Raw genomic sequence first — 23,846 nt, 5'->3', positions numbered from 1 at the left:
CGTCCGTAATCCGCTGGAGGGCCGCAATCCCATAATGCCTGACCTCTCGCTTCGGAATGGGCCAGCGTGACATGGAACTCGATGCGAGGGGAGAGGGCGCGCATCGTTGGGAGGCGATGAAGCGCCCTCTCCCGCGATACGTTTCAGCAATCCCAAGGCCTTGCCGTTCATGCTCGGCGCTGACGCAGGTTTCGCTGCTCTGAGCCTATTCGCCTGGGCCCGCAGCCGGCTTCTCGCTGGGCGGTACCAAAGGCTTGTCGGCCTCACCGGTATCCTTGCCCGCATTGGGATCTATGGAAATGCCGCTGACCGAGTTCTTGTCGGGAGCACCTTGGATCGAGCGCACCTTTTGCTGCTCTTCCGGGGATAGCTTGTTGCCTTGACCGTCGCGCATGAGAGCCTCCATTTGCCCCCTTCGATGAACGGTCTGCCGAACTGACTGTTCCCTCGGCTTATCGCGAAGTCCCCGTCATCCACCCAACCTGAACCGTCGCGACTCGGACCTGCATCGGCGAGACTTTCACCAACTCAGCGCTTTCCATTGTTTCCTCCCCTAGCTGCGGCCCGCTGCCGAACCTTCTCGTCTCGTTTTGCCTGCGCCATCTTTTTGAGGCTCTGGTACGCCGCCCGGACCGCGACCGGATTGGCCTCTTCTCCGCGGATCTTCATGGCCTCGAGGATGGCCTTAAGGTCGTCATCTGTGAACCGATGATGGCGACCGAACATCGAGCCGATGCCGTATCGCCTCGCAGCCCGGGCTAGAGCTTGCTTGGAAATACGCAGATGGTCTGCGGCTTCCTGCAGGCTGTAGATCGTGCCAAGCGGGCCGGTCATGGCTTCGGCCTTCTCCCGCGGGGTGGCCGCACGTAAGGTCCCTCTGGCATCACCCAGGCCGGCTTTTCCATTTCCAGGGGCGGCGCCAATTTCTGCTCAACGCTGGGCCAGTGCCATCGCATGATCTGGCCGCGGTTGATGTGCGCCCGCGGCACGAAGCCCTGTTGGAGCCACAGGTCAAACGTATCTGCACTGATTTCCATCAGCTTGGCGGCCGTCTTCCGCGTTACGAAGACAGGTCTGAGTGCTTCGTTTGGTGACATGCGCTCGCCTCAAGTGGAGGCAGAGTCGTTACGCGAATCAGACAGAGAGTCCATAGGAATCGTCTGTCATTCTTTCGTATGAGAACGAGCGCGGTGAGTAATGGTTGTCAACCGACGCGGCAGCGAATCCTAATTATAAATCGCTATACTGACTTTTGACGTTAAACATTATTTTCTCAGCTTCTCGACGCCTTCGCCGCGCACGTCGCTCACTCCTTGGCCCTCGGCGCTCTCGGCTGGCCCTTACCCCGCGCGCGCCAAACCACGGCGGGCTCGTCCGTCAGCTCTCCCCGACGCTCCGCCTTTTGCTGCGCGGTCGCATCCGAGCCGCTCAAGGCCTCGTCTACGGCACTCGCGGCTTGTGATCTGACATCGTCGGCGCTGGCCTGCATCTCCGCCTCAGTGGCCGTTTGGCGGGCCGGTAAGCGCAACTTCACCACGCCCTCGCCACGCTCATCGTCGATGAACTCGACGCCGGCGGCTTCAAAGGCAGCGCGAATGGCAGCGAGATTGTTTGGGCCGGGAATGCGCCGATTCTTCTCGAAATCGCGAATGGTGCTCTCGCTCAGGTTTGAGTGAGACGCTAGCTCCGCCTGAGACCAATCCATGAGGCCGCGTGCGGCGCGGCATTGGGCAATCGAAATCTGTTTCATGGAATTCGTGTACCACAAACGAATTCCGTTGACGTGTCATGTTTTCCGTGTTTTACGTTTATCATTAACGGAAACCACGAAACAGGAGCAGCGCTATGGCCAACATCGCATCCAACTACAATCCCGACGCCGAGCCGTCAGCGGGCTTTACGCCCCTCCCTGCCGGGGAATACACGCTGGAGATTGTCGAGAGCGAGTATAAGGCGACGTCCAAGGGAACCGGCATGCTGCTGGCCTGCAAAGCTCAGATTGTCGGCGGCGATTACGATCAGCGCCCGTTCTACATCAACTACAACCTCGAAAACGATAACCCGCAGGCGCAGGAGATCGGCCAGCGCGACTTTGCGGGCCTGCGTCGGGCGATTGGCGTGCTCGCGCCCGACGATTCTGAGCAGCTCCACTTTATCAAGTTCGGCGTGAAGATCGGCATCAAGGCCCGCAAGGACACCGGCGAGCTGGAAAACGTCATCAAGCAGTACCTGTTTGATGACGAGGCACCTGCGCCGCAGCCGCGGACCAAGGTCGAATGCACCGACTGGCGCAAGGCTGCATGAGGTAGGCGGTGCGCCACGTGTCACCGCACGATGCCTAACGTTTCCGTCCACCGTGGCGACTCGGTGGCGACTCCCCGAATGATCTGGCGGGTGTAGCCAATGCTAACTATTTGATTTTAATGGCGCGCCCGACACGATTCGAACGTGTGACCTTTGCCTTCGGAGGGCAACGCTCTATCCAGCTGAGCTACGGGCGCTAACCGTGCAGGCTGGATAGCCGATCCCCGTCGCTTCGGCAATGCGGGATTTTGGATGGCGCGCAGTTCTCCGAAGGCAAAGGTCACACGTTCGCATCGTGCCGGGCGCGCCGCGAGTGCGGCTGGGGCCTCGATGGACACGTCAGCTGCCCGCGACAGCGCTCTGATGTGTGGTTCAGCGGGGTCTCTCGCGCGGGCATGGCCGCCGATCCTGTAATTGCTAATAACTCGCACTTGCAAAATGCACGGGCTTCAAGTTAGAAGGGATTTGTTGCAATTCATTATCAATAAGGATGCCTCGATGGCCGTTGGCTCGCGCAGATCAGCTCTCATCGGTTTGATGGGCGCCGCGTTTTTCGTCGCATGCAGTGTCGTGCCCGCCGCGGCGCAGGAGAAGTTCAAGGCCGTCACGACCTTCACGGTGATCGCCGATATCGCGCGCAACGTCGCCGGCGACGTGGCCGTGGTCGAGTCGATCACCAAGCCTGGCGCCGAGATCCATAACTACCAGCCGACGCCAGGCGACATCCAGCGTGCACAGGGCGCGCAGCTTATCCTCTGGAACGGCCTCAATCTCGAACTGTGGTTCGAGAAGTTCTTCCGCAACCTCAGGAACGTTCCCAGCGTGGTCGTCTCGCAGGGCGTCGAGCCGATGGGGATCAGCGAAGGCCCCTACAAGGGCAAGCCGAACCCGCATGCCTGGATGTCGCCGGCGGCGGCGCTGATCTATGTCGACAATATCCGCGACGCCTTCGCCAGGCACGATCCGAAGAATGCCGAGGCCTACAAGGCCAATGCCGAGGCCTACAAGGTCCGGATCAAGGCCGCCGTCGACCCGATCAAGGCCGAGCTTGCCGCCGTTCCCGCAGAGAAGCGCTGGCTCGTCTCCAGCGAAGGGGCGTTCTCCTATCTGGCGCGCGATTTCGGATTGAAGGAACTCTATCTCTGGCCCATCAATGCCGACCAGCAGGGCACGCCGCAGCAGGTCCGGAAGGTCATCGACGCCGTGCGGAAGAACAAGATCACTGTGGTCTTCTCCGAGAGCACGATCTCCGAGAAGCCGGCCCAGCAGGTCGCGCGTGAGACCGGCGCAAGCTATGGTGGCGTGCTCTACGTGGATTCTCTGAGCGAGGCGGACGGCCCGGTTCCGACCTATATCGACCTGCTCAAGGTTACCGCGGACACGATCGCGAAGGGGCTGACGCGGTGAACGCTCCCGTCGCCGGTCGCTCGCTTCCGCCCGCTGCCGAGGAGGGCTCAGGGATTGCGGTGACCGATGCGACAGTCACCTATCGCAACGGCCATACGGCGCTTCGGGATGCGAGCTTCCGCATCCCCACCGGCACGATCGCGGCACTGGTCGGCGTCAACGGCTCCGGCAAGTCGACGCTGTTCAAGGCGATCATGGGTTTCGTGCACCTTGCGAAGGGCGACATCCGCATCCTCGGCATGGCGGTGCGCGAGGCGCTGCGCCGCAACCTCATCGCCTATGTGCCGCAGGCAGAGGAGGTCGACTGGACCTTCCCGGTCCTGGTCGAGGACGTCGTGATGATGGGCCGTTACGGCCATATGGGCATGATGCGCATCGCCAAGGCGGCCGATCACGAGGCTGTCGCCGCCGCGCTTGAGCGCGTCGACATGAGCGCCTTTCGCAAGCGTCAGATCGGGGAGCTCTCGGGCGGACAGAAGAAGCGCGTCTTCCTGGCACGTGCCCTGGCCCAGGACAGCCGGGTCATCCTGCTCGACGAGCCCTTCACCGGGGTCGACGTCAAGACCGAGGACCAGATCATCGCCCTGCTGCGGGAGCTCAGGGCCGAGGGCCGGGTCATGCTCGTCTCGACGCATAACCTCGGCTCCGTTCCGGAATTCTGCGACCGCACCATCCTGATCAAGGGGACGGTGCTGGCCCATGGCCCGACGGCGGAGACCTTCACGCAGGAAAACCTGCAGCGCGCCTTCGGCGGCGTCCTGCGTCATTTTGTGCTGAACGAGCCCGGCCGCAGCGGGCAGGCGCCGGTCGGCGTCTTCACCGATGACGAGCGGCCGCTGATCCTGCGTGAGGGCAAGGCATCCAGCCGGGAGGCCGAAACGCCGCAGGGTGAGCGGCAATGATCGCCGTTCTGCTCGAACCCTTCGCCTATGGCTACATGCGCAATGCGATGTGGGTCTCGGCCCTCGTCGGTGGCGTCTGCGCCTTCCTGTCCTGCTATCTGATGCTGAAGGGCTGGTCGCTGATCGGCGATGCGCTCTCGCATGCGATCGTGCCGGGCGTTGCCGGCGCCTACATGCTGGGGCTGCCCTTTTCGGTCGGCGCCTTCTTCTCCGGCGGGCTCGCGGCCGGCGCGATGCTTTTCCTGAACCAGCGGACAAGGCTGAAGGAAGATGCCATCATCGGCCTGATCTTCTCCAGTTTCTTCGGGCTCGGCCTGTTCATGGTCTCGCTGTCGCCGACCTCGGTGAACATCCAGACCATCGTGCTCGGCAACGTGCTCGCCATCACGCCGGCCGACACGATCCAGCTCGCGGCCATCGGCTTCGTCTCGCTCGCCATCCTGCTTGTCAAATGGAAGGACCTGATGGTGACCTTCTTCGACGAGAGCCATGCACGCTCGATCGGCCTCAATCCGACGGCGCTGAAGCTGATGTTCTTCACCCTGCTCTCGGCCTCGACGGTGGCGGCCCTGCAGACGGTGGGCGCCTTCCTCGTCATCTGCATGGTGGTCACGCCCGGCGCCACCGCCTATCTGCTGACAGACCGCTTCCCGCGGCTCCTGGTGATCGCAGTGGCGATCGGCGCGCTGACGAGCTTCACCGGCGCCTATATCAGCTATTTTCTCGACGGCGCGACCGGCGGCGTCATCGTCGTGCTGCAGACCACGATCTTTCTTGTCGCCTTCTTCCTTGCGCCCAAGCATGGCCTGCTGGCGGCCCGCCGCCGCGCCGCCTGCGAGCTGGAGGCCGGGTGATGGCTCTCATCGATATGCTGTTGTCGCCCTTCCGGTTCGACTTCATGGTCAACGCGCTGGTGATATCCGCGATCGTCGCGGTGCCGATGGCGCTCCTGTCCTGCTTCCTCGTGCTGAAGGGCTGGTCGTTGATGGGCGACGCGATCAGCCATGCCGTGTTTCCGGGCGTGGTCCTCGCCTATATCCTCGGCTTTCCCTATGCGATCGGCGCCTTCGTCGCCGGTATGATTTGCGCCACCGCGACCGGCTTCCTCAAGGAGAACAGCCGGATCAAGCAGGACACGGTGATGGGCGTGGTCTTCTCGGGCATGTTCGGGCTCGGCCTCGTGCTCTACGTCAAGATCCAGTCCGACGTGCATCTCGACCACATCCTCTTCGGGGACATGCTCGGCGTCTCCGGGGCGGACATTGCCGGGGCTGCGGCGATCGCCACGTTCACCGCGGCGGTGATCGCCGTCAAATGGAAGGATTTCCTGCTGCACGCCTTCGACCCGGCCCAGGCCCAGGCGATCGGGCTACGGGTGAAGCTGTTGCATTACGGCCTGCTCGGGCTGATCTCGCTGGCGATCGTCGGCGCGCTGCAGGCGGTGGGCATCATCCTCGCCATTGCCATGCTGATCGCGCCCGGTGCCATCGCGTTCCTGCTGACCCGCCGCTTCAGCACGATGCTGCTGATATCGGTCATCATCGCGGTGACCGGTTCCGTGTTGGGTGTCTATCTCTCGTTTTTCCTCGACAGCGCGCCGGCACCGACGATCGTGCTGCTGTTGTCGCTCGTCTTCGTTCTCGCGCTTTTCCATACGAGCAGGAGAGCCACCGAGGCACCGGTATAGGTGCATAGCCTGCAAAAGGAGCGCGAGGGCCGTGCTGCGCTGGAAGGCCGCGCCTAGGCTGCCCTGCCAATCGCGGCCCAAAACGAGACATGGGATCCTATTCGGCGAAAGCCTTCTCGCGCTGGCTTTGAACCGCCGGCAGCGCAACGACGACGAGCATCACGAGAGCAATAGCCAACAAGGTGCAGGATATCGGCTCCTCGACGAAGATCGTCCAGCTGCCACGCGAGAGAACCATGGCCCGCCGCAGGTATTCCTCCAGCAATGGGCCCAGCACGATGCCCAGCAGGAGCGGTGCTGCTTCGCAGTCGAGCTTGCGCCAGAGATAGCCTAGCGCCGCAAGCGGAATCGAGATCCAGATATTGAACGTGCTGTTGTCCATCGAATAGGCGCCGATGGCACAGAACATCAGAATCGCGGGCGACAAGATGCGCGTCGGGATGGCGAGCATCCGGACCCACAGCCCGATGAGCGGAAGATTGAGCACGACGAGCATCAGATTGCCGATCCACATCGACGCGATCAGCCCCCAGAACAGCGTCGGGTTGCTTGTCATGACCTGCGGGCCAGGCTGAATGCCATGGATCATCAATGCGGCGATCATCAGCGCCATGATCGGATTTGACGGCAGGCCGAGCGTCAGCATGGGAATGAAGGATGTCTGTGCACCAGCATTGTTGGCAGCTTCCGGCGCCGCGACACCCGCGACGGCTCCCCGGCCGAATTGCTCCGGTGTCTTCGACAGCTTCTTCTCGACCGCATAAGACACGAAGGACGACAGCGTCGCGCCGCCCCCGGGAAGAACGCCGAGCAAGGATCCGAATATCGTGCCGCGCATCGCCGCTGGCGCAGCCTGCCGCAACTCCCTGCGGTCCGGCAGGATCCGGCCGATCGGCGCATCGGTCGTGCTCTGGGTTCCGGCTTCGCTGATCAGTGAAATCAATTCGGCGAAGCCGAACACCGCGATCGCGATGACCGCGATATCCAGCCCGTCGTAAAGCTGTGGGATGCCGAAGGAAAAGCGGGTCGCACCCGAATTCACATCGGTCCCGATCATGCCGATCAACAGGCCCAGCACGACCATCGCCAGTGCTTTGAGGATCGACCCCTGAGCCAGAACCACCGCAGCGATCAGCCCCAGAACCATCAGCGAGAAATACTCCGCCGGCCCGAAAGCGAAGGCGAGCTCGGCCAAAGGGGCGGCCGCAACGGCTATGACGGCGGTCGCGACGGTGCCTGCGAAGAAGGAACTCAGCGCGGCTATGCCGAGGGCCGTGCCCGCGCGGCCTTTGCGCGCCATCTGATAGCCATCGAGGGCGGTAACGATCGAGGATGGCTCGCCCGGCAGGTTGACGAGGATCGCCGTGGTCGAGCCGCCATACTGGGCCCCGTAGTAGAGGCCTGCCAGCATGATGAGCGCAGCGTCGGGGCTCGCCACCTTGAAGGTCAGCGGAAGCAGCATCGCGATGGTTGCGAGCGGCCCGAGGCCTGGAAGGACGCCTATCGCCGTGCCGAGAACCACGCCTACGAAACAGAACAGCAGATTCTGCGGCTGGATCGCCGTGGTCAGGCCGAGAATGATGTTCGACGCGAAATCCATCGCTTCAGCCGCTGAAAGGCAATGATGGCCAGGCCGCGATCGGCAGGCCCAGGCCACGGATGAAGACGAAGTCGCAAATCGCCGCAAGGGTGAGAGCGACGAGGCCGGTCTCGATCAGCTTTCCGGAGCGCCCGGCCCAGGCGCAGACCGCGACCAGGGCAACCACCGCAATGACCGCACCTGCGGTCGGAAGCAGCAGCGCGAACAGGGCCACTGCGAGCAGGATCAGGCTCATTTCGCGCCAGGCGATCGCCGCGATCTCCGTGCGTGTCGCGCTGACGCGGCAGGCCGCGAACGCGATCAGGATGCCGAGCCCGGTGAGAAGGGCCCCAAGCGCCAGGGGGAACCAGCCGGGGCCCATCTGTGCCGGCAAGCCGATCTCGTATCGGGCGGCGGTGGCCGCGAATGCAACGCCGAACGCAGCGAACATCAGCCCCGAGTAGAAATCCCGCCGGTTTCTGATCTGTAATCTCATTCTCGATCCTGCCTCCCATCGAGAAGCGCTGCGCCGCAGCGGATATCGTGCGCATGGTTCGGCGCCTGAGCGGAGCCTGTCAGCTCCGCAATGCGGCGAATGTCTGTTGCGCGCCCATTCTGATGAGGCGGGTGTCGGCCATCACCGTAATGAACCGAAACCCCTGCTCGGCCCGACGTTTGGCGTCCTCGATGCTGAAGGCGTGAATGCCGGCGACTTTGCCGAGCGCCGCTGCCTGCGCGAGGATCGCGGCGATGCCCTCCTCGGTGGCTGCGGCGAGGGGCGCATCGGGTGAATGGCCGAGCGATATGTTGAGATCTGCCGGGCCGACGAAGCAACCATGGATGCCGTCCACCGCCAGGATCGCCGCAGCATTGGCCAGGCCGTCGGCCGACTCGATCATCGGCAGGACGAGAAGCTCGTCACCGGCCTTCGCGAAATAATCCGGTCCGCCATAGATCGTGCCGCGGATCGGCCCGAAACTGCGCGAGCCCAGCGGCGGGTAAGCCGTGTTCTCGACAATGCTCCGGGCCTCGCCGGCATTGTTGACGAAAGGAACGATCACGCCATAGGCGCCGAGATCGAGCACGCGCTGGATATGGATGGGGTCATTGGCAGGCACCCGGACGATCGGCGTCGAAGCGCTGGCGCTGAGCGTCTGCATCAGCACCTGGACGGTCGCCAGATTGTTCTCCCCGTGCTGGAGATCGATCACCACGAAGTCGTAGCCGCACTGCCCCAATGTTTCGGCCCCGATAGGACTGGCGAGGTTGCACATGATGCCGATAGCGGTTTGATCCGCGAGTGCCCGCTGCTTGGCGGTATTGGTTCGCATGGTCGTGCTCCAAGGGCGCGTGATGATCGAGCGTCAGACTGTTGCAGGCTATTTCGCGGCGAGGCCGGCCTGCTTGGCGATCAGGCGCCAGCTTTCCATTTCATCCTTGAGCATCGCGCTGAACTCGGCCGGCTGGTTGACGACCGGATCCATTCCGAGAGCCTCGAGCTTTTTCAGGACCTCGGGCGAGGCCATCGTCTCTTTGAGGGCGGCGTTGAGGCGCTCGACGATCGCGGGCGGCGTCTTTGGCGGTGCGAGAACCCCGAACCAGTTGTTCAGCTCGTAACCGGGCAGCCCGCTCTCGGAGAAGGTCGGGACATCCGGGGTTGCAGGAGAGCGTTCCTTGCTGGTGATGCCGATGATCTTCAGCTTGCCGCTGCTGATGAAAGCCTGCACCGGCGGCAACGATGTCCACAACAGCTGGACCCGGTTGGCGACCAGATCGGTAATGGCGGGCCCGTTACCCTTATAGGGCACATGCGTCAGCTTGATGCCGGCAACGCTCTGGAAGCGTTCGGCCGCCATGTGATTGCTGCCCCCGATGCCGCCCGAGGCAAAATTGATCGTTCCCGGTTTCGCCTTCGCTAGGGTGATGAGATCGCCTACGGTTTTCGCCGGGAAAGCCGCGTTGGCAACCAGATAATGCGAATAGCGCAGCACGAGGCCGATCGGAGCGAAATCCTTGATCGGATCGAAGGGGGCATTCGCCTGAATGATCGGGGTGATCGTGATGTCCGACGAGGTCAGCAGGATCGTGTAGCCGTCGGGAGCCGCCTGGCTGACGCCTACGGTTCCGATGGTGCCCGCCGCACCCGGCCGGTTCTCGACGATGACGGGCTGGCCGAGCTGTTTGCCGAGCGTTTCGCTGACGACACGACCGACGAAATCCGAGGTGCCGCCGGGCGGGAACGGAACGACGAGCTTGATCGGCTCGCTCGGATAGGTTTGGGCCAGCGCCGCTGTCGACAGGCCCGTAGCCACGAGCCCGGCCGCCAGAGCCATGCGAATGAATGGCATATCGTCCTCCCTCTCATTGCTCCCGGCATTGACGCCGGGTTCGATCGCTGCGTAATTGATATTTGATCAAATATCAAGGCAACGCGGATTGCAAGGGGACGAAGATGAAGCCGGAGGTCCTGCAGATCGGCCCGCTGCTGCCGGAGACGAGCGATGCGCTGTCGCGAACATATGTCGTGCGCCGCTATGACCTCGCGCCCGATCGCGATGCGTTGATCGCGGCAGTCGCGCCGCGTCTGACTGCGATTGCGACGCGCGGGGATTATCAGTTAAGCGGCCAATTGATGTCGCGCCTACCGAAGCTCAGGCTGATCGCATCCTCGGGCGCAGGCTATGACGGCATCGATGTGTCGGCCGCACGGGCCATGGGTGTCGCGGTCACCAACACGCCGGGCGTCGTCTCGGAATGTGTTGCCGACATGGCCTGGGCCCTGACGCTGACCACCGTCAGGCGCGTCCTCTTCAACGACCGTTTCGTCCGCCGCGGGGCCTGGGCAACCGAAAAACCGGCCTTGACCGACAAGGTCTGGGGTGAGCCTCTTGGCATCGTCGGCCTTGGTGGCATAGGCAAGGCGATCGCACGACGGGCCGAAGCCTTCAGAATGAAGATCGCCTATACTGGCAGGCGCGAACAGCCGGATACCGGCTACCGCTATTTCGCGGACATCCGCGATCTCGCGCGCTTCGCTCGTATCCTCGTGATCTCCGTTCAGGGCGGGCCCGGCACCGTGGGCCTCGTCGGGAGCGAGGTCATCGATGCGCTCGGCCCGGATAGCTATCTGATCAACGTGGCGCGAGGCTCCGTCGTCGATGAGCCTTACCTTGTCGAGGCGCTGCAGAATGGGCGCCTGGCAGGCGCCGGCCTCGATGTCTTTGCGCATGAGCCGAACGTTCCCGAAGCGCTGGCCGCACTGGACACCGTCGTTCTGCAGCCGCATCTGGGATCGGGATCCAACTATACGCGAATTGCGATGGGGCAGATGCTGCTCGACAACCTCACCGCCTTCTTTGAGGGCGAGCCTCTCCTCTCACCCCTACCGTGAAGCAGGGCTCGACGAACGATCGCCGCCTGCAATCAAGCGCACCAAGCCAGGATCGGAACTCCGTGGTTTACGGCAAGACATACTATCCGGATCATGCAAGCGAGGCTCCGGAGCACCTGGCGCCTGCGCTCAAGGTCGGCGCCACGACCTCCATGCAGGTTGCGGCGGATTTGCGCCGCCGCATCCTGCACGGCGAACTGGTTCCGGGGCAGCGCCTCAAGATCAACGAGATCGCCACGCTTTGCGGGGTCAGCCATATGCCGGTCCGCACCGCCCTGCAGGAGCTCGAAGCCGAGGGCATCGTCGAGCTGCACCCCAACCGTGGCGCCGAAATCCGCAGCATCAATGCCGAATACATCCGCAATGTGCTGGATGTGCGAGCCGGGATCGAAGTGATGCTGACCGGGCAAACCGCTGCGCTCATTGATGACGCGGGCGTGGCCGAGCTCACTGCCTTGGTGGACAATTTCGAGGAGAAGGCGACGACGCGCGAGGCAGCCACGATGCTGCATGCCAATTTCCGCCTCCACAATTTCATCAATCGGCTGCCGGGCAATTCGGAAGCGCTGCGGGTGCTTGATCGCGGGCGGCTACTCATCGAGGCCATTCGCGTGAAATATGCCTATGGCGGGGCGCGCATCGAGACGATCATTGCGGAGCACCGGCTGTTGTTGAAAGCCATCGCCAATCATGACGTCAAACGGGCTCGCGACATCGCGCAGACACATTGTGAAGGAGCCAGGAATCAATTGCTCAGATTCCTGAAGAACGGCGACTGGTAACGGTGGCAAGCGCCTGCCACGGCACCGCGACGCTGCCTGCCTCAGCAAGCATCAGCATAACCATTGCTTATAAGCGGCTCGCCAAACGTCATTTGACGGCATGCGGCGCGATCGGCCTCATGCGTCAAAGCATGGGGAGCACCGCGATGAACAAGACAACGATGGCCGTTCTGGCGGGCCTGCTGGCTGCGCCGGCTCTCGCCGCATCTCCGGCTCGGGCGGAAACGCTGCAGGTCGCTGTCGGCACCTCCGACATCACCAATATCGATCCGCATCGCGCCAACGGCTTCGACTCGATGCTGCTCAGCAACGTCTTCGATGGTTTGGTGCGGTTTCCGCCGGGCAGCGCTGACCCGGCCAAGCTCGAGCCCGACCTCGCCGAGCGCTGGGAGACTGCTGCCGACGGCAAGTCCTGGACCTTCCATCTGCGCAAGGGCGTCAAGTTCCAGGGCGGCTTCGGCGAAGTTTCCGCCGATGACGTTGTGTTCTCGCTGAAGCGCGCCTCCGATCCGAAGACCTCGTCCTTCGCCGGCAATTTCTCGTCGATCGCGGATGTGGTGAAGGTCGACGACATGACCGTTCGCGTCGAGCTGAAATATCCGAATGCTAGCCTGCTCGGGCTGCTCTCGAACTTCAATGGTGGGCGCATCGTCAGCAAGAAGGCGGCCGAGCAGATGGGCGCGGGCTTCTCGGCGAAGCCGGTCGGCACAGGCCCCTTCGCGATCGCCGAGCACGTGCCACAGCAATATGTCCGCCTGACCGCCAACAAGGACAGCTTCCGAGGCGTGCCGAAGATCGATGAAGTGTTCTGGCGCTTTGTGCTTTCCGACAGCAGCCGCGACCTTGCCTTCCAGTCGGGCCAGATTGACATGATCTATGGCCGGCGCGAGCAGCGTTGGGTGACGCAGGTCAAGGCACGCCCTGATGCCGTGGTCGACATCTTCGGGCTTGGCGAGTTCCGCACGCTGCATATCAACCGCAGCATCAAGCCGCTCGACGACATTCGGGTTCGGCAGGCGATCGCAGCGGCCATCGACGTCGATCAGATCGTTCGCTTCGTCGGCCCTGACGTCGCCAAGAAGGGCTGCTCGGTCGTGCCGCCGGGTTATCGCGGCGAGGACTGCTCCTGGACAGTGAAGGCTGACGTCAATCGCGCCAAGGCGCTGCTCAAGGAGGCCGGCCATCCCGACGGCATCACGCTGGCGGTTGTGGTCTCGAACATCTCCTCGCAGCTGCCGATCATGGAAGTCATTCAGAACCAGCTCGGCAAGGCCGGTATCAAGCTGGACATGAAGGTGGTCGATCATCCGACCTACCAGCAACAGATCCGCCAGAACGCCAGCGCGCTGGTGTTCTACGGCGCAGCACGCTTCCCGGTCGCCGACACCTATCTGACCGAATTCTACCACTCGGCTGCGACGGTCGGTAAGCCGACCGCGATCACCAATTTCTCGCATTGCGCCGTGGCCGACGCCGAGATCGAGCAGGCCCGCAAGGAGACCGACGCTGCCCGGCAGATGGCGGCCTGGAAGACCGCGCAGGAGAAGATCAACGCCGATGTCTGCGCCGTGCCGCTGTTCGAGCTGCAGCAGGTCTGGGCGCGCAGCAAGAAGGTCGATTACGGCTATGAGCTGAAGGGCGCGATCAACATCGCCCCGCAGATCACCGAGAAGACCACCGTCACGCGCTGAGCGCCTCCCGCATCAGCTCTCCGCCGCAGCGGCGGGCATGCCCGATGAAGAGATCGAGAAGGCCCGCATTGCGGGCCTTCTGTGCTTTGACCAGCAGGAAATGGTTGTCGATCGCCGGCTCGAAGCGCCGGATCGCGACACGGCCCTGCACCGGCCCCGCCATCAGCGGATGGACCAGCGAGAGGCCGAGGCCGTGGGCGACGAACTCGCAGAGCGTCGGCGCCGTCGTCACCTCCAGCACCAGACGTGGCTGCGAGCCGTAATTCGCCATGACCTCGTCGACGACGCGGCGGATCTCGACGCCCTCGTCGAAGCCCACGAAGGGCTCGTCATGAAGGTCCTCCGGCCGGACCACGGATTTCCGCGCCAGCGGATGGCTCGGCGGCATGATGCAGACCAGCGGATGCGACAGGAAGGGTTCGGTCTCGAGATAGGCATGCTCGACCCTGGCGTTCAGGATGCCGACATCGACCTGTCGGGTGGCGAGCCAGTCGGTGAGGCCCGGCGAGCCGCGCACGATCAGCGAGACGAAGACATGCGGTTCGCTCTCGAGGAAGCGCATCGTCACCTGCTGGATGAAATGGCCAGAGAGGGCCGGCAGCACGCCCACGACGAGCCGCCCCTTCTCCTCGCGGCGCACGGTCTCGACCGCGCGCTCGAGCTGGTGCAGCCCGGAGAAGACGCGATCCACCTCCTCATAGAGCCGCATGCCCTGGATCGTCGGCGCGAGCTTGCCCTTGACGCGGTCGAACAGCCGCAAGCCGGTGTCGTATTCGAGATTGGAGACGAGCTTGCTGACGGCCGGCTGGGTGACGTTGAGCGCGAGCGCGGCGGCGCTGACGGTGCCGTTCTCGATCACCGCGCGAAAGGCCTCGACCTGCCGTAGATTGATGCTTCTGGGCATAACTCTCTGGAATACACCGAGCCAAAAACGTTGTTGGACGTTTTAGCATTGCCTGTCGATATTCACCAGAAGGAGGTCGCGCAACCGCGACTGCTAAAAACGTCATGCAATACGCATTCAAACGAATATTGCTCGGACTACCGACGCTGCTCGCCATGTTCACGGCGATCTTCGTGATCATCCGCGTCGTGCCGGGCGATGCAGCTGCCGTGATCCTCGGCGACCAGGCCAGCACCGCGGCCCTCGACGCGCTGCGCCTCGAGCTCGGGCTGGACCGGCCGCTGCCCCAGCAATATCTCGGTTTCCTCGGCGGGTTGCTGCAAGGCGATCTCGGCACCTCGCTTGTGACGAAGCGGCCGGTGCTGGAAGAGGCGTTGCGCGTCCTGCCGAACACGCTGGAGCTCGCCGCCGCCTCGATCTTCGTCGGCCTTGCGCTCGGCCTGCCCTTCGGCATCTATGCCGCCGTCCACCGCAATGCCTGGCCGGACTATGTCGGTCGGCTGTTCTCACTGGTAGGCTTGTCCCTGCCGGCCTTCGTCTCCGGCATCTTGCTGCTCCTGGCCTTCGCCATCCAACTGCGCTGGTTCCCCGTGATCGGGACGAGCCAGAACGCTGGCCCCTGGGATCGCTTCCTCGGCGTCGCCCTGCCGGCGCTCAATCTCGGCATCATCATGAGCGCCTATGTGGCGCGGGTGACGCGCTCCTCGATGCTGGCGACCTTGGGCGAGGACTATGTCCGCACCGCCCGCGCCAAGGGCATCGGGCCGACGACGCTGGCGCTGCGCCATGTCCTGAGGAACTCGCTCCTGCCGATCATCACGGTGGTCGGGCTCTATTTCGGCACGCTGATCGGCAATGCGGTGCTGACCGAGATCGTCTTCAACCGCCCCGGGCTGGGGCGGTTGATCCTCAGCGCGCTGAACACCCGCGACTACACCTTGCTGCAGGGGTTGATGATCATCTTCGCCTCCTTCGTGGTGCTCGCGAACGTGTTGACCGACCTGGCCTATGCCGCGGTCGATCCGCGGATCAGGAACGCCTGAGCCATGAGCGCAACCTTCTCCACCCTGCGCGACACGGCGCGGTTCATCTCCCGCGGCGGTGTCTTTGCCTGGTTCGGCCTCGCCCTGCTGACGGCGATCGTGCTGATGGCGGTGTTCGCGCCGCTGATCGCGCCCTACGACCCTCTGGCGCAGGACATCGTCAACCGGCTGATGCCGCCCTCGAGCGAGTTCTGGCTCGGCACCGATTCCTATGGCCGGGACGTGCTGTCGCGGATCATCTATGGCGCGCGGGTCTCACTCTTCGTCGGGCTGGTCTCGATCCTGATCGCGATGACGCTGGGCACGGCGCTCGGCGTGATCTCGGGTTATATCGGCGGGCGCTTCGATGCCTTCGTGATGGCGTTGGTCGACCTGATGCTGTCCTTCCCGAGTCTGCTGCTCGGCATGCTGGTCGCCGCCGTGCTGGGAGCGAGCCTCGAAAACCTGATCATCGCGATCGCGATCACCGAGATCGCGCCCTTCGTGCGGCTGGCGCGGGCGCCGACGCTGGTGCTGAAGGAGCAGGAATTCGTCCAGGCGGCGCGCTCGATGGGCTGCACCCACCAGCGCATCATGCGCATCCACATTCTGCCCAACCTGATCGCCGACATCCTGGTGATGGGCTCGCTGTGGATGGCGACGGCGATCCGCACCGAAGCCTCGCTGAGCTTCATCGGGCTGGGCGTCAAGCCGCCGACGGCGACCTGGGGCGGCATGATTCGCGAGGGCTTCGAGAACATCCTCGAGGCCTGGTGGCTGGCGGTGTTCCCGAGCGTCTTCGTCTTCCTGACCGTGCTGGCGCTCAATCTTCTCGGCGACGGCCTGCGCGACGCCACCGACCCGAAACTGCGGCAGCGCGACTGACCCTGCAAGCAGCGCATGAACGACCACCCCGGAGCCTTGTCATGAGTGAAGCCAATTTCATCTATCTCAGCCAGGAGGACGCGGTGCGCTGCGGCGCCGGCGATGTCGCCGCCACGGTCGCCGACACCGAGCGGACCACGCTGCTGGCCTATCGGGGCAAGGCGATCGAGGCGCCGACCGCGACGCTGTTCTGGGGTGTTCCGGCCGAGAAACTGAAGAACTTCGTCGGCTATCCCAGCAAGAAGCGCGCGAATATCCACGCCGGCTATCTCGACGACGACGGCGTGATGAAGGTCGCGCTGAAGAACATCCCGAGCAACCCGGACAACCCGATCAATGGCAAAGGGCCGCGTGCCTCGGGCCTGGTCACGATCCTCGACCCGGAGACCGGCTATCCCCTCGCGCTGATGGACGCGATGGTGATCAGCTGCATGCGCACAGGCGCGCTCGGCGCCATCGGCGTCAAGCATCTGCGCCGGCCGGGCGCGCGCAGCGTCGGCCTGATCGGCGTCGGCCCGATCAACCAAGCCGCGATTCAGTGCACAGCCGAGGTGATGCCGGAGCTCGAGGTCGCCCATGTCTACGACCTCAACACCGAGCGCGCCAAGGCCTTCGCCGCCGAGTTCTCGCGCAAGCTGAACATCGATGTCCGCGTGGCCGATTCGGCGCGCGATGCGGTCGCCGACGCCGATGTCGTCATTCCCGCGACCAACGTCCAGACGATCGACGACGCCTACATCACGCCGGACTGGATGAAGAAGGGCAGCCTGCTGGTCGACCTCTCGATCTGGGACGCGACCTTCGAGACGCTCGCTCGCGCCGACGGCTATGTCATGAACTCGGCGATCAGCATGGAGCGCAAGACGATGACCCCGAGCGTCATGGTCGATCGCGGCCTGGCGAAGGAGGAAGAGATCATCGATCTCGGGAAGGTCATCGCCGGCGAGACCGGCGGGCGCCGCGACGACGACGATGTGATCGTCTACTTCGCCCGCGGCATGGCGATTTACGACGTGATGTGCGGCTACCGCGTCTATGAGAACGCGCTCAAGAACGGCGTCGGCGAGAAGCTGAGCCTGTGGCAGGATGCATTCTGGAGCTGAGAGCGAAGCCTAAAAAGGTGGTCGAGACAGGAACATTGCCGGTCTTGTCTCGACCGCACTTTCTACCCAAGCCTTTTGCATTCAAAGCGCAACGAACGGTCGTGATGCGGTCGTGTCGCTTCCAGCTGCGATCGGATCTCGGAACCGATCTCGCCGCTGTCGCTCCCAAGATCGGACGCGTCCCGTGCGCGCGATAGCCGCTCGCGCGCGGCAAAAAGATCAGCGGTAGACAAAATCCCGCAAGGCGAGCGAGATCCAGGGCATGTAGGTGATCAGCATCAGGCAGGCGAAGACGACGCCGATGAAGGGCAGGAGTGATTTCGTCATCCTGTCCAGCGAGATCCGGGCAACCGCGCAGGCCGCGAACAGATTGACGCCGAAGGGCGGCGTGATCATCCCAAGCGCCAGATTGACCACCATGACCATCCCGAAATGCACAGGGTCGATGCCGAAGCGCAGCGCGACCGGCGCCAGGATCGGTGCCAGCACGATGATCGCCGCCGAAGTCTCGATGAACATGCCGATCACGAACAGGAAGAGATTGACCGCGAGCAGGAAGGACCAGCCGCTGTCGAAGGTCGCGATGATATAGGCGCCGATCTGGGCAGGCACGCCGGCGCGCGTCAGCAGGAAGCTGAACAGGCCCGCCATCGCGATGATCAGCATGATCACCGATGAAGAGACCACCGATTTGCGCAGGATCGCGATCACCGTCGCGAAATCGAGCTCGCGATAGATGAAGCAGCTCACGATCAGCGCATAGAACACCGCGACGATCGAGGCTTCGGTCGGGGTGAAGACGCCGCCATAGATGCCGCCAAGGATGATCACCGGCATCATCAGGGCAAGGCCGGCAGCCCGCGTTGCCGCCAGCACCTGCATGCGCCCTTCGTGATCGTTGCGGCCATAGCCGCGGATGCGGCACCAGAGCCAGACCGAGAGCATCAGCGCGCAGGCGATCAGGATGCCGGGGCCGAAGCCGGCCACGAAGAGTTCGCCGATCGAGACCTCGGCTGCAACGCCGTAGAGGATCATCGGAATCGAAGGCGGGATGATGACCCCGAGCTCGGCCGCACTGGCCTGGAGCGAAGCCGCAAAGGAGATCGGATAGCCGTGCTTGACCATCGCCGGGATCAGGATCGCACCGATGGCGAAGGTCGTGGCTACGCTCGATCCGGACACCGCGGCGAAGATCATGCAGGTCAGGATGCAGGTGCAGGCGAGGCCGCCCTGCACGCCGCCGACCAGGCTCTTGGCGAAATCGACCAACCGCCGCGAAATGCCGCCCTCGCCCATGAGATTGCCGGCGAGGATGAAGAACGGCACCGCCGCCAGCGGAAACTTGTCGAGCGAGGCGAACGCCTGTTGCGCCACCAGCACCAGCGGCAGCGGGGTGTAGAGGCCGAGTCCCGCGACCGCCGCGAGGCCGACGGCCACAGCCACCGGCACCGAGAGCAGGAACAGCACGCACATCGTGACGAGCATCGTTGCAGTCATGGCAAATCGTCTTTCAGACCGCGGTTTCGAGCTCTTCGCGGCGTGGATCGAAGAAATGCGCGATCACGGCGAGCATCGAGACCAGCGCTCCGGTCGGGATCGCGGCATAGGCGTAGCTGATCGGAATCTCGAGCCCGGCCAGGTTCTGGAAGCGGACCCGCCAGACCAGATCGGCGCCGAACCAGAACAGGATCGCCAGCAGTGCGAAGGTCGCGATCGCGATCGCGGCTTCGAGAAGCCGGCGATTTCGCCCTTTGACGAGGCGGTAAAGCAGATCCACCGAAACGAGCGATCCGGCCCGCACCGCCGATGCCAGGCCGAGATAGGCCATCCAGATCAGCAAGGCGCGGATCAGCGGCTCGGACCAGGTTGCGGGTTCCTGGAGGATGAAGCGGGTCAGGACCTGGAAGAGCCCGACGCAGGCCGCCAGCGCCATCGCCAGGCAGCCGGCCGCGAGGCCGGCGCCGGTGACGATGCGCTCCGCGCCCAACAGCAGCGCGACCGCCCTGGACTGCCGCGCGCTCACTTCTGGTCCTTGATGCGCGCGATCGTCGCCTCGCCGAAGCGCTTGCCCAGCTCGGCGAAGGCAGGCTTGAGCAGGTCCTGGAACTTGGCGGTATCGACCTTCTCGACCACCTCGAGGCCGAGCTTGCGCAACTCGTCGATGCCGGTCTTCTCGACCTTGCCGACCTCGTCCTTGCAGATCGCCATGGCGCGCCGACCGGCCTCGACGAAGAGCTTCTGATCCTCCGGCGACAGCGCCTCGAAGGCACGGGGCGCCATGACGAAGCCGACCGGCGTGAAGGCGTGGTTGGTGATCGTCAGGTATTTCTGCACCTGCCCGAACTTGTTGTTGAGGATCGCGCCGATCGGGTTTTCCTGGCCGTCGACCACGCCCTGCTGCAGGGCCGTGAAGACTTCCGGCAGTGCCATCGGCGTCGGCAGCGCCCCCAACGCGCGCCAGATCTGGAGATGGATCTGGTTCTCCTGGGTGCGGATCTTCAGCCCCTTGACGTCGTCGGGGCCGTTGACCGGCCGGCGGCTATTGGTGAGCTGACGGAAGCCGATGCCTCCGAAAGCCAGGCCCTGAAGGCCTTTGGCCTTGAACTTGGCCAGGATCTCCTGGCCGATCGGGCCGTCGAGAACCGCCTGGGCATGGTCGAAATCTCGGAACAGGAAGGGGATGTCGAAAACCTGGACCTCGGGCACGAAATTCGCGATCACCGAGGTCGAGGGCACGGTGAGATCGACGGTGCCGAGCTGAAGTCCTTCCAGCACCTCGCGGTCGCCGCCGAGCGCGCCGCCGGGATGCAGGCGAATTTCGATGCGGCCGTTGGTCTTGGCTTTGATCTCTTCGGCAAAGGCCGTCATGGCGACGCCTTCGGGCGCCGTGACCCGGCCGACGAAGGCTAGATTGAGCACCTTCGGCTGCTGAGCCGACGCGGATGTCAGCCCGGCAAGGCAGGCCGCGCCGACGAGCGCGGAACGCAGGATGGATCTCAGTCGCATGGTCGTCTCCCTCTGGGTTCGCTCTCGGTTGAATCCGACGAGCCGATTATTCAATCGTCCAATGGTTCGTGATGAACGGCGCGAGCCGCTCGGGCGTCAGGTCAAGGCCCAGGCCCGGGGCGTCCGGAACCGCAACCGCCCCGTCGGCGTCTAGCGGATGGCTGGCGAAGGCGGTGCGCAGCGGGTTTTCGGAAGGGTCGTATTCGAACAGCGGCCAGCGCAGGCGGCCGCGCCGCTCGGGCAGGCAGGCCGCAAAATGCAGCGAGGCCTGGAAATTCACGACGGAGCCCCAGACATGGGGCACCAGGGCGACGTCGAACGCCTCGCACAGCGCCGAGATCCGCATCCCCTCGGAGAGCCCGCCGCACAGCCCGAGATCGGGCTGGATGAAGTCGAACACGCCGGCGGTGAGATAATCCCGGAAGGCGCGCAGGCCGAAGAGCGCCTCGCCGCCCGCCAGAGGCATCGGCGCCTTGGCGGCGAAGCGGCGATAACCCGGCAGGTCGTCATGGGCGATCGGCTCCTCGAGCCAGACCGGATCGACCTCCGCGAGCCGCCGGGCGATCGCGAGCGCGCCCTCGACGCTGAAGCCCTCGTTCAGATCGACCATCAGCGGCATAGCGTCGCCGATCTGGGCGCGGACCTTGTGGGCGGTTGCGCCGTCACGGGCCGGATCGCTGCCCATCCTGAGCTTGATCGCCCGGAAGCCGGCGTCGAGATAGCCGGCGATATCGGCCTCGAAGTCGCGATAGGGATCGCGGCCCGGCTTCATGAAGGGGCCGCTGACATAGGCCGGGATCCGGTCCCGCAGCTTGCCGCCGAGCAGGGCATGGACCGGCAGCCCGGCGATCTGCCCGGCGAGGTCCCACAAGGCGACGTCGAGCCCGCCGAGCGCCATCGTCGAGATGCCACGTCGGTCATAGCCGAGCCCGGCAGCCATCGCCTGCCAGCCGGCGCGCGGCGTCGTCGCGTCGCGCCCGAGCAGGGCAGGGGCGAAATGCTCGCGGACAAGCGCGGCAGCCGCGCCGGGATAGGCCCAGGTCTCGCCCCAGCCGACCGCGCCCGTATCGCTGGTGACCCGCAGGAGCAGGGCGCCGCGGCGATCGAACATCTGCCGCGAATTGCCGACGGTCTCGCTCAGCTTCGCAGTGAGCTCGAATCCGTCGATGCGACGTATCTTGGGAGGCGCGGACAGCATGAACGGCAGGCAGGTTGCGGCAGGGACTCAACCGTTAATCAGCTTTGCCATCGCCAATCCAATTGGTTTATCTGCAGGGGTATCAATCAGGAATCTCAATATGAGAATGCGCCAGGCATGAGATTCACCATCGCGCAACTCGAGGCCTTCTTCTGGACCGTTCGCCTCGGCTCGCTGAGCAAGGCTGCGGGCCATCTCCACATGTCGCAGCCCACCATCTCGCTACGCCTGCGCGATCTCGAGCAGGCGCTCGATGTCCGGCTGTTTCAGCGCAAGGGCCGGGGACTTGCGCCGACAGCGGACGGCCTCGCCCTGCTCCCGCGCGCTGCCGCCCTGCTGGAGGAAGCCGACCGGATCATGCTGCAGACCGACCCTGCGGTCGTGACCGGCAGTATCCGCGTCGGCTTTGCCGAAGGCTTCGCGATGACCTGCCTGCCGAGCCTGCTGGAAACGGTGCGGGCGGATTATCCGCTGCTGAAGGCGGAATACGTCGTCTCGATCAGCTACGAGCTGGAACGCGAACTCAATGACCGCAGGCTGGACCTCGCAGTCCTGGTCAACCCGATCGGGCGTCCCGGCATGAGGCTGGTTCCGCTTGGCGTGCAGGACACGGCCTGGGTTGCCTCGGTCAAATGGGGGCTCGGTCCGGAAGTCCGCCCCGCTGACCTCTGCCCCTTGCCGATCGTCAGCAATCAGCCGAGATCGGCCATGTTTCGACAGATCAAGGACTGGTTCGCGACTGCCGGCCTCGAACCGCTTCGCCATGATCTTTGCAACAGCGTCGCCGTGATCGGCCATCTCGTCTCGTCGGGCGTGGCCCTCGGCGTATTGCCGGTCCGGATGATGGAGGCCGACGTCAAGGCCGGTCTCGTCACGGTGCTGCGCCCGGTTCCGGACCTCAATCATGGCAGGGTCTATGCGAGCTATCCGGAAGGTGGCCTGACCGCTCCGGTCAGCGCCATGCTGAAATCGATCCAGAAGGCGCTCGACGCGATCGACTATCTCAAGGTGGACGGCCCGCGCTGACGGGCTGGGCCGATATCAGCCCTCGCACTCGCGCCCCCTCCGTGCTGGCGGCAGCAGGAACGGCATCGTCCCCAGAACCCGTCGCGCCGCCGCGATCACCGCCTCGATCTCGGCGGTTGCTCCTCCGATGCGATGGCCGGCGCAAAGCGCGGCATGCGCGAAGTCCGGCACGGCCCGCAGCTTCACGATTTGCCCGTCGGCAAGAGCGGGCTCCATCAGTTTTACAGGCAGGAAGGCGGCGGCCACGCCCTCCTGAACCAGATGGGCGATGACCATCTGGCCCGTGCAAAAGTCCAGCCGGCGCGGTTTGACGTCTGCTGCGCTGAACCACTCGGTGATCTGCCGATGCATGGCGGATGGCGGGGGGTTTGTCAGGATCTGACAGTCCTGCAGATCGGCAGGCCGCACGATCGGGCCGAGGCCGAGGCTCTTGGCGGCGACCCATGCCGCCTCCTGGCGCCCGAGCTCGACCAGCCTGATCGCAACGCCGTCGCTGGGGTGGACCAGAAAGGCGACGTCGAGCCTGTGCTCGCGGAGTTCGTCCTCGAGCTGGGAGCTCGTGGCCACGGAGAGTTCCAGCCGCAGCCGCGGATAGAGCGCTCCAAGGTCCTTGAGGATCAGCGTCAGGCAGGCGACCGCGAAGGTTTCCGGCATGCCGACCTTCACCGTGCCGTGAAGCGCCCCGGTCGAGCCTGCACGCTCGCGCATGCGGCCGAGCTCCTCGATGATCGAGATCGCATGCCCGAACAGCAGCTCGCCGTCCGGACTCAGGCGCAGCGTCGAGCCGGCGCGATCGAAAACCTTGACGCCCAGCTCGTCCTGCAGGGATTTCAGCCGAAGCGACACGGTTGGCTGCGCGAGGAATAGATGTCTCGCAGCCGCCTGCACGGAGCCGAGACGTGCCGTCCAGACAAAGGCCTCTAATTCCGCGATCGTCGGGCGCATTGAAAATTCCAATG

General features: G+C 64.2%; 25 protein-coding genes and 1 tRNA gene. 12 read left to right on the top strand and 14 right to left on the bottom strand.

The window, feature by feature from the left end:
- Positions 1–205: 205 nt before the first annotated feature.
- The 3 genes from ASE61_RS17615 to ASE61_RS27505 all read right to left on the bottom strand — a co-directional run bounded on the left by ASE61_RS17615 (position 206) and on the right by ASE61_RS27505 (position 1,750).
- On the bottom strand, positions 206–394 hold the full coding sequence (locus tag ASE61_RS17615) for a hypothetical protein (protein ID WP_139163570.1): 189 nt from the start codon (positions 392–394) through the stop codon (positions 206–208).
- A gap of 134 nt (positions 395–528) precedes the next feature.
- On the bottom strand, positions 529–834 hold the full coding sequence (locus tag ASE61_RS17610; protein WP_061969035.1) for a helix-turn-helix domain-containing protein: 306 nt from the start codon (positions 832–834) through the stop codon (positions 529–531).
- 472 nt (positions 835–1,306) lie between these two features.
- Positions 1,307–1,750 (bottom strand): helix-turn-helix domain-containing protein, encoded by a 444-nt coding sequence (locus ASE61_RS27505; protein ID WP_082617541.1) that lies wholly within the window; start codon positions 1,748–1,750, stop codon positions 1,307–1,309.
- A gap of 95 nt (positions 1,751–1,845) precedes the next feature.
- On the opposite strand from ASE61_RS27505, the gene ASE61_RS17595 reads away from it, so the two are divergent.
- Positions 1,846–2,304 carry a DUF669 domain-containing protein gene (locus ASE61_RS17595; RefSeq protein WP_061969031.1) on the top strand — a complete coding sequence of 153 codons (459 nt, stop codon included), beginning with the start codon at positions 1,846–1,848 and terminating at the stop codon, positions 2,302–2,304.
- Between the two features lie 120 nt (positions 2,305–2,424).
- On the opposite strand, the gene ASE61_RS17590 is transcribed toward ASE61_RS17595, so the two are convergent.
- Positions 2,425–2,501, bottom strand: a tRNA-Arg gene (locus tag ASE61_RS17590).
- A 340-nt stretch (positions 2,502–2,841) separates the two neighbouring features.
- On the opposite strand from ASE61_RS17590, the gene ASE61_RS17585 reads away from it, so the two are divergent.
- Genes ASE61_RS17585 through ASE61_RS17570 form a run of 4 tightly spaced genes read left to right on the top strand, consistent with a single transcriptional unit; the run spans position 2,842 to position 6,300 of the window.
- Positions 2,842–3,711 carry a metal ABC transporter substrate-binding protein gene (locus ASE61_RS17585; protein ID WP_244492906.1) on the top strand — a complete coding sequence of 290 codons (870 nt, stop codon included), beginning with the start codon at positions 2,842–2,844 and terminating at the stop codon, positions 3,709–3,711.
- Complete coding sequence (locus ASE61_RS17580) at positions 3,708–4,613, top strand: manganese/iron ABC transporter ATP-binding protein (protein ID WP_061969027.1); 906 nt, start codon at positions 3,708–3,710, stop codon at positions 4,611–4,613. The genes ASE61_RS17585 and ASE61_RS17580 overlap by 4 nt, the downstream gene beginning before the upstream one ends.
- Positions 4,610–5,467, top strand: a complete 858-nt coding sequence (locus ASE61_RS17575) for a metal ABC transporter permease (protein WP_061969025.1) — start codon at positions 4,610–4,612, stop codon at positions 5,465–5,467. The genes ASE61_RS17580 and ASE61_RS17575 overlap by 4 nt, the downstream gene beginning before the upstream one ends.
- Positions 5,467–6,300 (top strand): metal ABC transporter permease, encoded by an 834-nt coding sequence (locus tag ASE61_RS17570; protein WP_061969024.1) that lies wholly within the window; start codon positions 5,467–5,469, stop codon positions 6,298–6,300. Before ASE61_RS17575 ends, ASE61_RS17570 begins: the two co-directional genes overlap by 1 nt.
- A gap of 97 nt (positions 6,301–6,397) precedes the next feature.
- Here the strand turns inward: ASE61_RS17570 and ASE61_RS17565 are convergent, their stop codons facing one another.
- The 4 genes from ASE61_RS17565 to ASE61_RS17550 form a co-directional block, all read right to left on the bottom strand.
- The gene (locus ASE61_RS17565) at positions 6,398–7,900 is read right to left on the bottom strand and encodes a tripartite tricarboxylate transporter permease (RefSeq protein WP_061969022.1); all 1,503 of its coding nucleotides are present in this window, start codon (positions 7,898–7,900) and stop codon (positions 6,398–6,400) included.
- A 4-nt stretch (positions 7,901–7,904) separates the two neighbouring features.
- Positions 7,905–8,375 carry a tripartite tricarboxylate transporter TctB family protein gene (locus ASE61_RS17560; protein ID WP_082617509.1) on the bottom strand — a complete coding sequence of 157 codons (471 nt, stop codon included), beginning with the start codon at positions 8,373–8,375 and terminating at the stop codon, positions 7,905–7,907.
- A gap of 79 nt (positions 8,376–8,454) precedes the next feature.
- Positions 8,455–9,210, bottom strand: a complete 756-nt coding sequence (locus ASE61_RS17555; protein WP_082617508.1) for an HpcH/HpaI aldolase family protein — start codon at positions 9,208–9,210, stop codon at positions 8,455–8,457.
- Positions 9,211–9,258: 48 nt separating this feature from the next.
- Entirely contained in the window at positions 9,259–10,227 is a 969-nt protein-coding gene (locus tag ASE61_RS17550; protein WP_082617507.1) for a Bug family tripartite tricarboxylate transporter substrate binding protein, read from the bottom strand.
- Between the two features lie 104 nt (positions 10,228–10,331).
- Between ASE61_RS17550 and ASE61_RS17545 the strand changes: the two genes are divergently transcribed.
- The 3 genes from ASE61_RS17545 (at position 10,332) to ASE61_RS17535 (ending at position 13,743) form a co-directional block, all read left to right on the top strand.
- Positions 10,332–11,270, top strand: coding sequence for a 2-hydroxyacid dehydrogenase (locus ASE61_RS17545; RefSeq protein ID WP_061969178.1), 939 nt, complete (start codon positions 10,332–10,334; stop codon positions 11,268–11,270).
- Between the two features lie 62 nt (positions 11,271–11,332).
- Positions 11,333–12,052: a GntR family transcriptional regulator gene (locus ASE61_RS17540; RefSeq protein ID WP_061969016.1), complete on the top strand. Its 720-nt coding sequence runs from the start codon at positions 11,333–11,335 to the stop codon at positions 12,050–12,052.
- A gap of 146 nt (positions 12,053–12,198) precedes the next feature.
- A complete protein-coding gene (locus tag ASE61_RS17535) occupies positions 12,199–13,743 on the top strand; it encodes an ABC transporter substrate-binding protein (protein WP_061969014.1) in 1,545 nt (514 codons plus the stop codon).
- Here ASE61_RS17535 and ASE61_RS17530 read toward each other — a convergent pair.
- The gene (locus ASE61_RS17530; RefSeq protein ID WP_061969013.1) at positions 13,733–14,647 is read right to left on the bottom strand and encodes a LysR substrate-binding domain-containing protein; all 915 of its coding nucleotides are present in this window, start codon (positions 14,645–14,647) and stop codon (positions 13,733–13,735) included. The two genes, ASE61_RS17535 and ASE61_RS17530, sit on opposite strands and share 11 nt — an antisense overlap.
- A 104-nt stretch (positions 14,648–14,751) precedes the next feature.
- On the opposite strand from ASE61_RS17530, the gene ASE61_RS17525 reads away from it, so the two are divergent.
- From ASE61_RS17525 to ASE61_RS17515, 3 genes are read left to right on the top strand one after another with little or no spacing between them, the layout of a single operon-like run.
- Positions 14,752–15,690 carry an ABC transporter permease gene (locus ASE61_RS17525; protein WP_061969011.1) on the top strand — a complete coding sequence of 313 codons (939 nt, stop codon included), beginning with the start codon at positions 14,752–14,754 and terminating at the stop codon, positions 15,688–15,690.
- Between the two features lie 3 nt (positions 15,691–15,693).
- On the top strand, positions 15,694–16,554 hold the full coding sequence (locus ASE61_RS17520; RefSeq protein WP_061969009.1) for an ABC transporter permease: 861 nt from the start codon (positions 15,694–15,696) through the stop codon (positions 16,552–16,554).
- 41 nt (positions 16,555–16,595) lie between these two features.
- On the top strand, positions 16,596–17,657 hold the full coding sequence (locus ASE61_RS17515) for an NAD(P)-binding domain-containing protein (protein ID WP_061969007.1): 1,062 nt from the start codon (positions 16,596–16,598) through the stop codon (positions 17,655–17,657).
- A 219-nt stretch (positions 17,658–17,876) separates the two neighbouring features.
- Here ASE61_RS17515 and ASE61_RS17510 read toward each other — a convergent pair whose 3' ends face one another.
- From ASE61_RS17510 to ASE61_RS17495, 4 genes are read right to left on the bottom strand one after another with little or no spacing between them, the layout of a single operon-like run.
- Entirely contained in the window at positions 17,877–19,154 is a 1,278-nt protein-coding gene (locus tag ASE61_RS17510; protein WP_061969006.1) for a TRAP transporter large permease, read from the bottom strand.
- Positions 19,155–19,167: 13 nt separating this feature from the next.
- Positions 19,168–19,680, bottom strand: a complete 513-nt coding sequence (locus tag ASE61_RS17505; RefSeq protein ID WP_061969004.1) for a TRAP transporter small permease — start codon at positions 19,678–19,680, stop codon at positions 19,168–19,170.
- On the bottom strand, positions 19,677–20,663 hold the full coding sequence (locus ASE61_RS17500) for a TRAP transporter substrate-binding protein (protein ID WP_061969002.1): 987 nt from the start codon (positions 20,661–20,663) through the stop codon (positions 19,677–19,679). The genes ASE61_RS17505 and ASE61_RS17500 overlap by 4 nt, the downstream gene beginning before the upstream one ends.
- Positions 20,664–20,709: 46 nt before the next feature.
- Positions 20,710–21,774: a mandelate racemase/muconate lactonizing enzyme family protein gene (locus ASE61_RS17495; protein ID WP_162260118.1), complete on the bottom strand. Its 1,065-nt coding sequence runs from the start codon at positions 21,772–21,774 to the stop codon at positions 20,710–20,712.
- A 204-nt stretch (positions 21,775–21,978) separates the two neighbouring features.
- On the opposite strand from ASE61_RS17495, the gene ASE61_RS26570 reads away from it, so the two are divergent.
- On the top strand, positions 21,979–22,887 hold the full coding sequence (locus ASE61_RS26570; protein ID WP_061968998.1) for a LysR family transcriptional regulator: 909 nt from the start codon (positions 21,979–21,981) through the stop codon (positions 22,885–22,887).
- 15 nt (positions 22,888–22,902) lie between these two features.
- On the opposite strand, the gene ASE61_RS17485 is transcribed toward ASE61_RS26570, so the two are convergent.
- Positions 22,903–23,832, bottom strand: coding sequence for a LysR family transcriptional regulator (locus ASE61_RS17485; RefSeq protein ID WP_061968996.1), 930 nt, complete (start codon positions 23,830–23,832; stop codon positions 22,903–22,905).
- Positions 23,833–23,846 lie beyond the last annotated feature (14 nt).

Origin of the sequence: Allobosea sp. Root670 (assembly GCF_001429415.1) — a bacterium.
GTDB classification, from domain to species: Bacteria; Pseudomonadota; Alphaproteobacteria; order Rhizobiales; family Beijerinckiaceae; genus Allobosea; species Allobosea robiniae.
The sequence above is the reverse complement of the archived record's forward strand: the minus strand, read 5'-3'. Positions and strand labels throughout refer to the sequence as shown.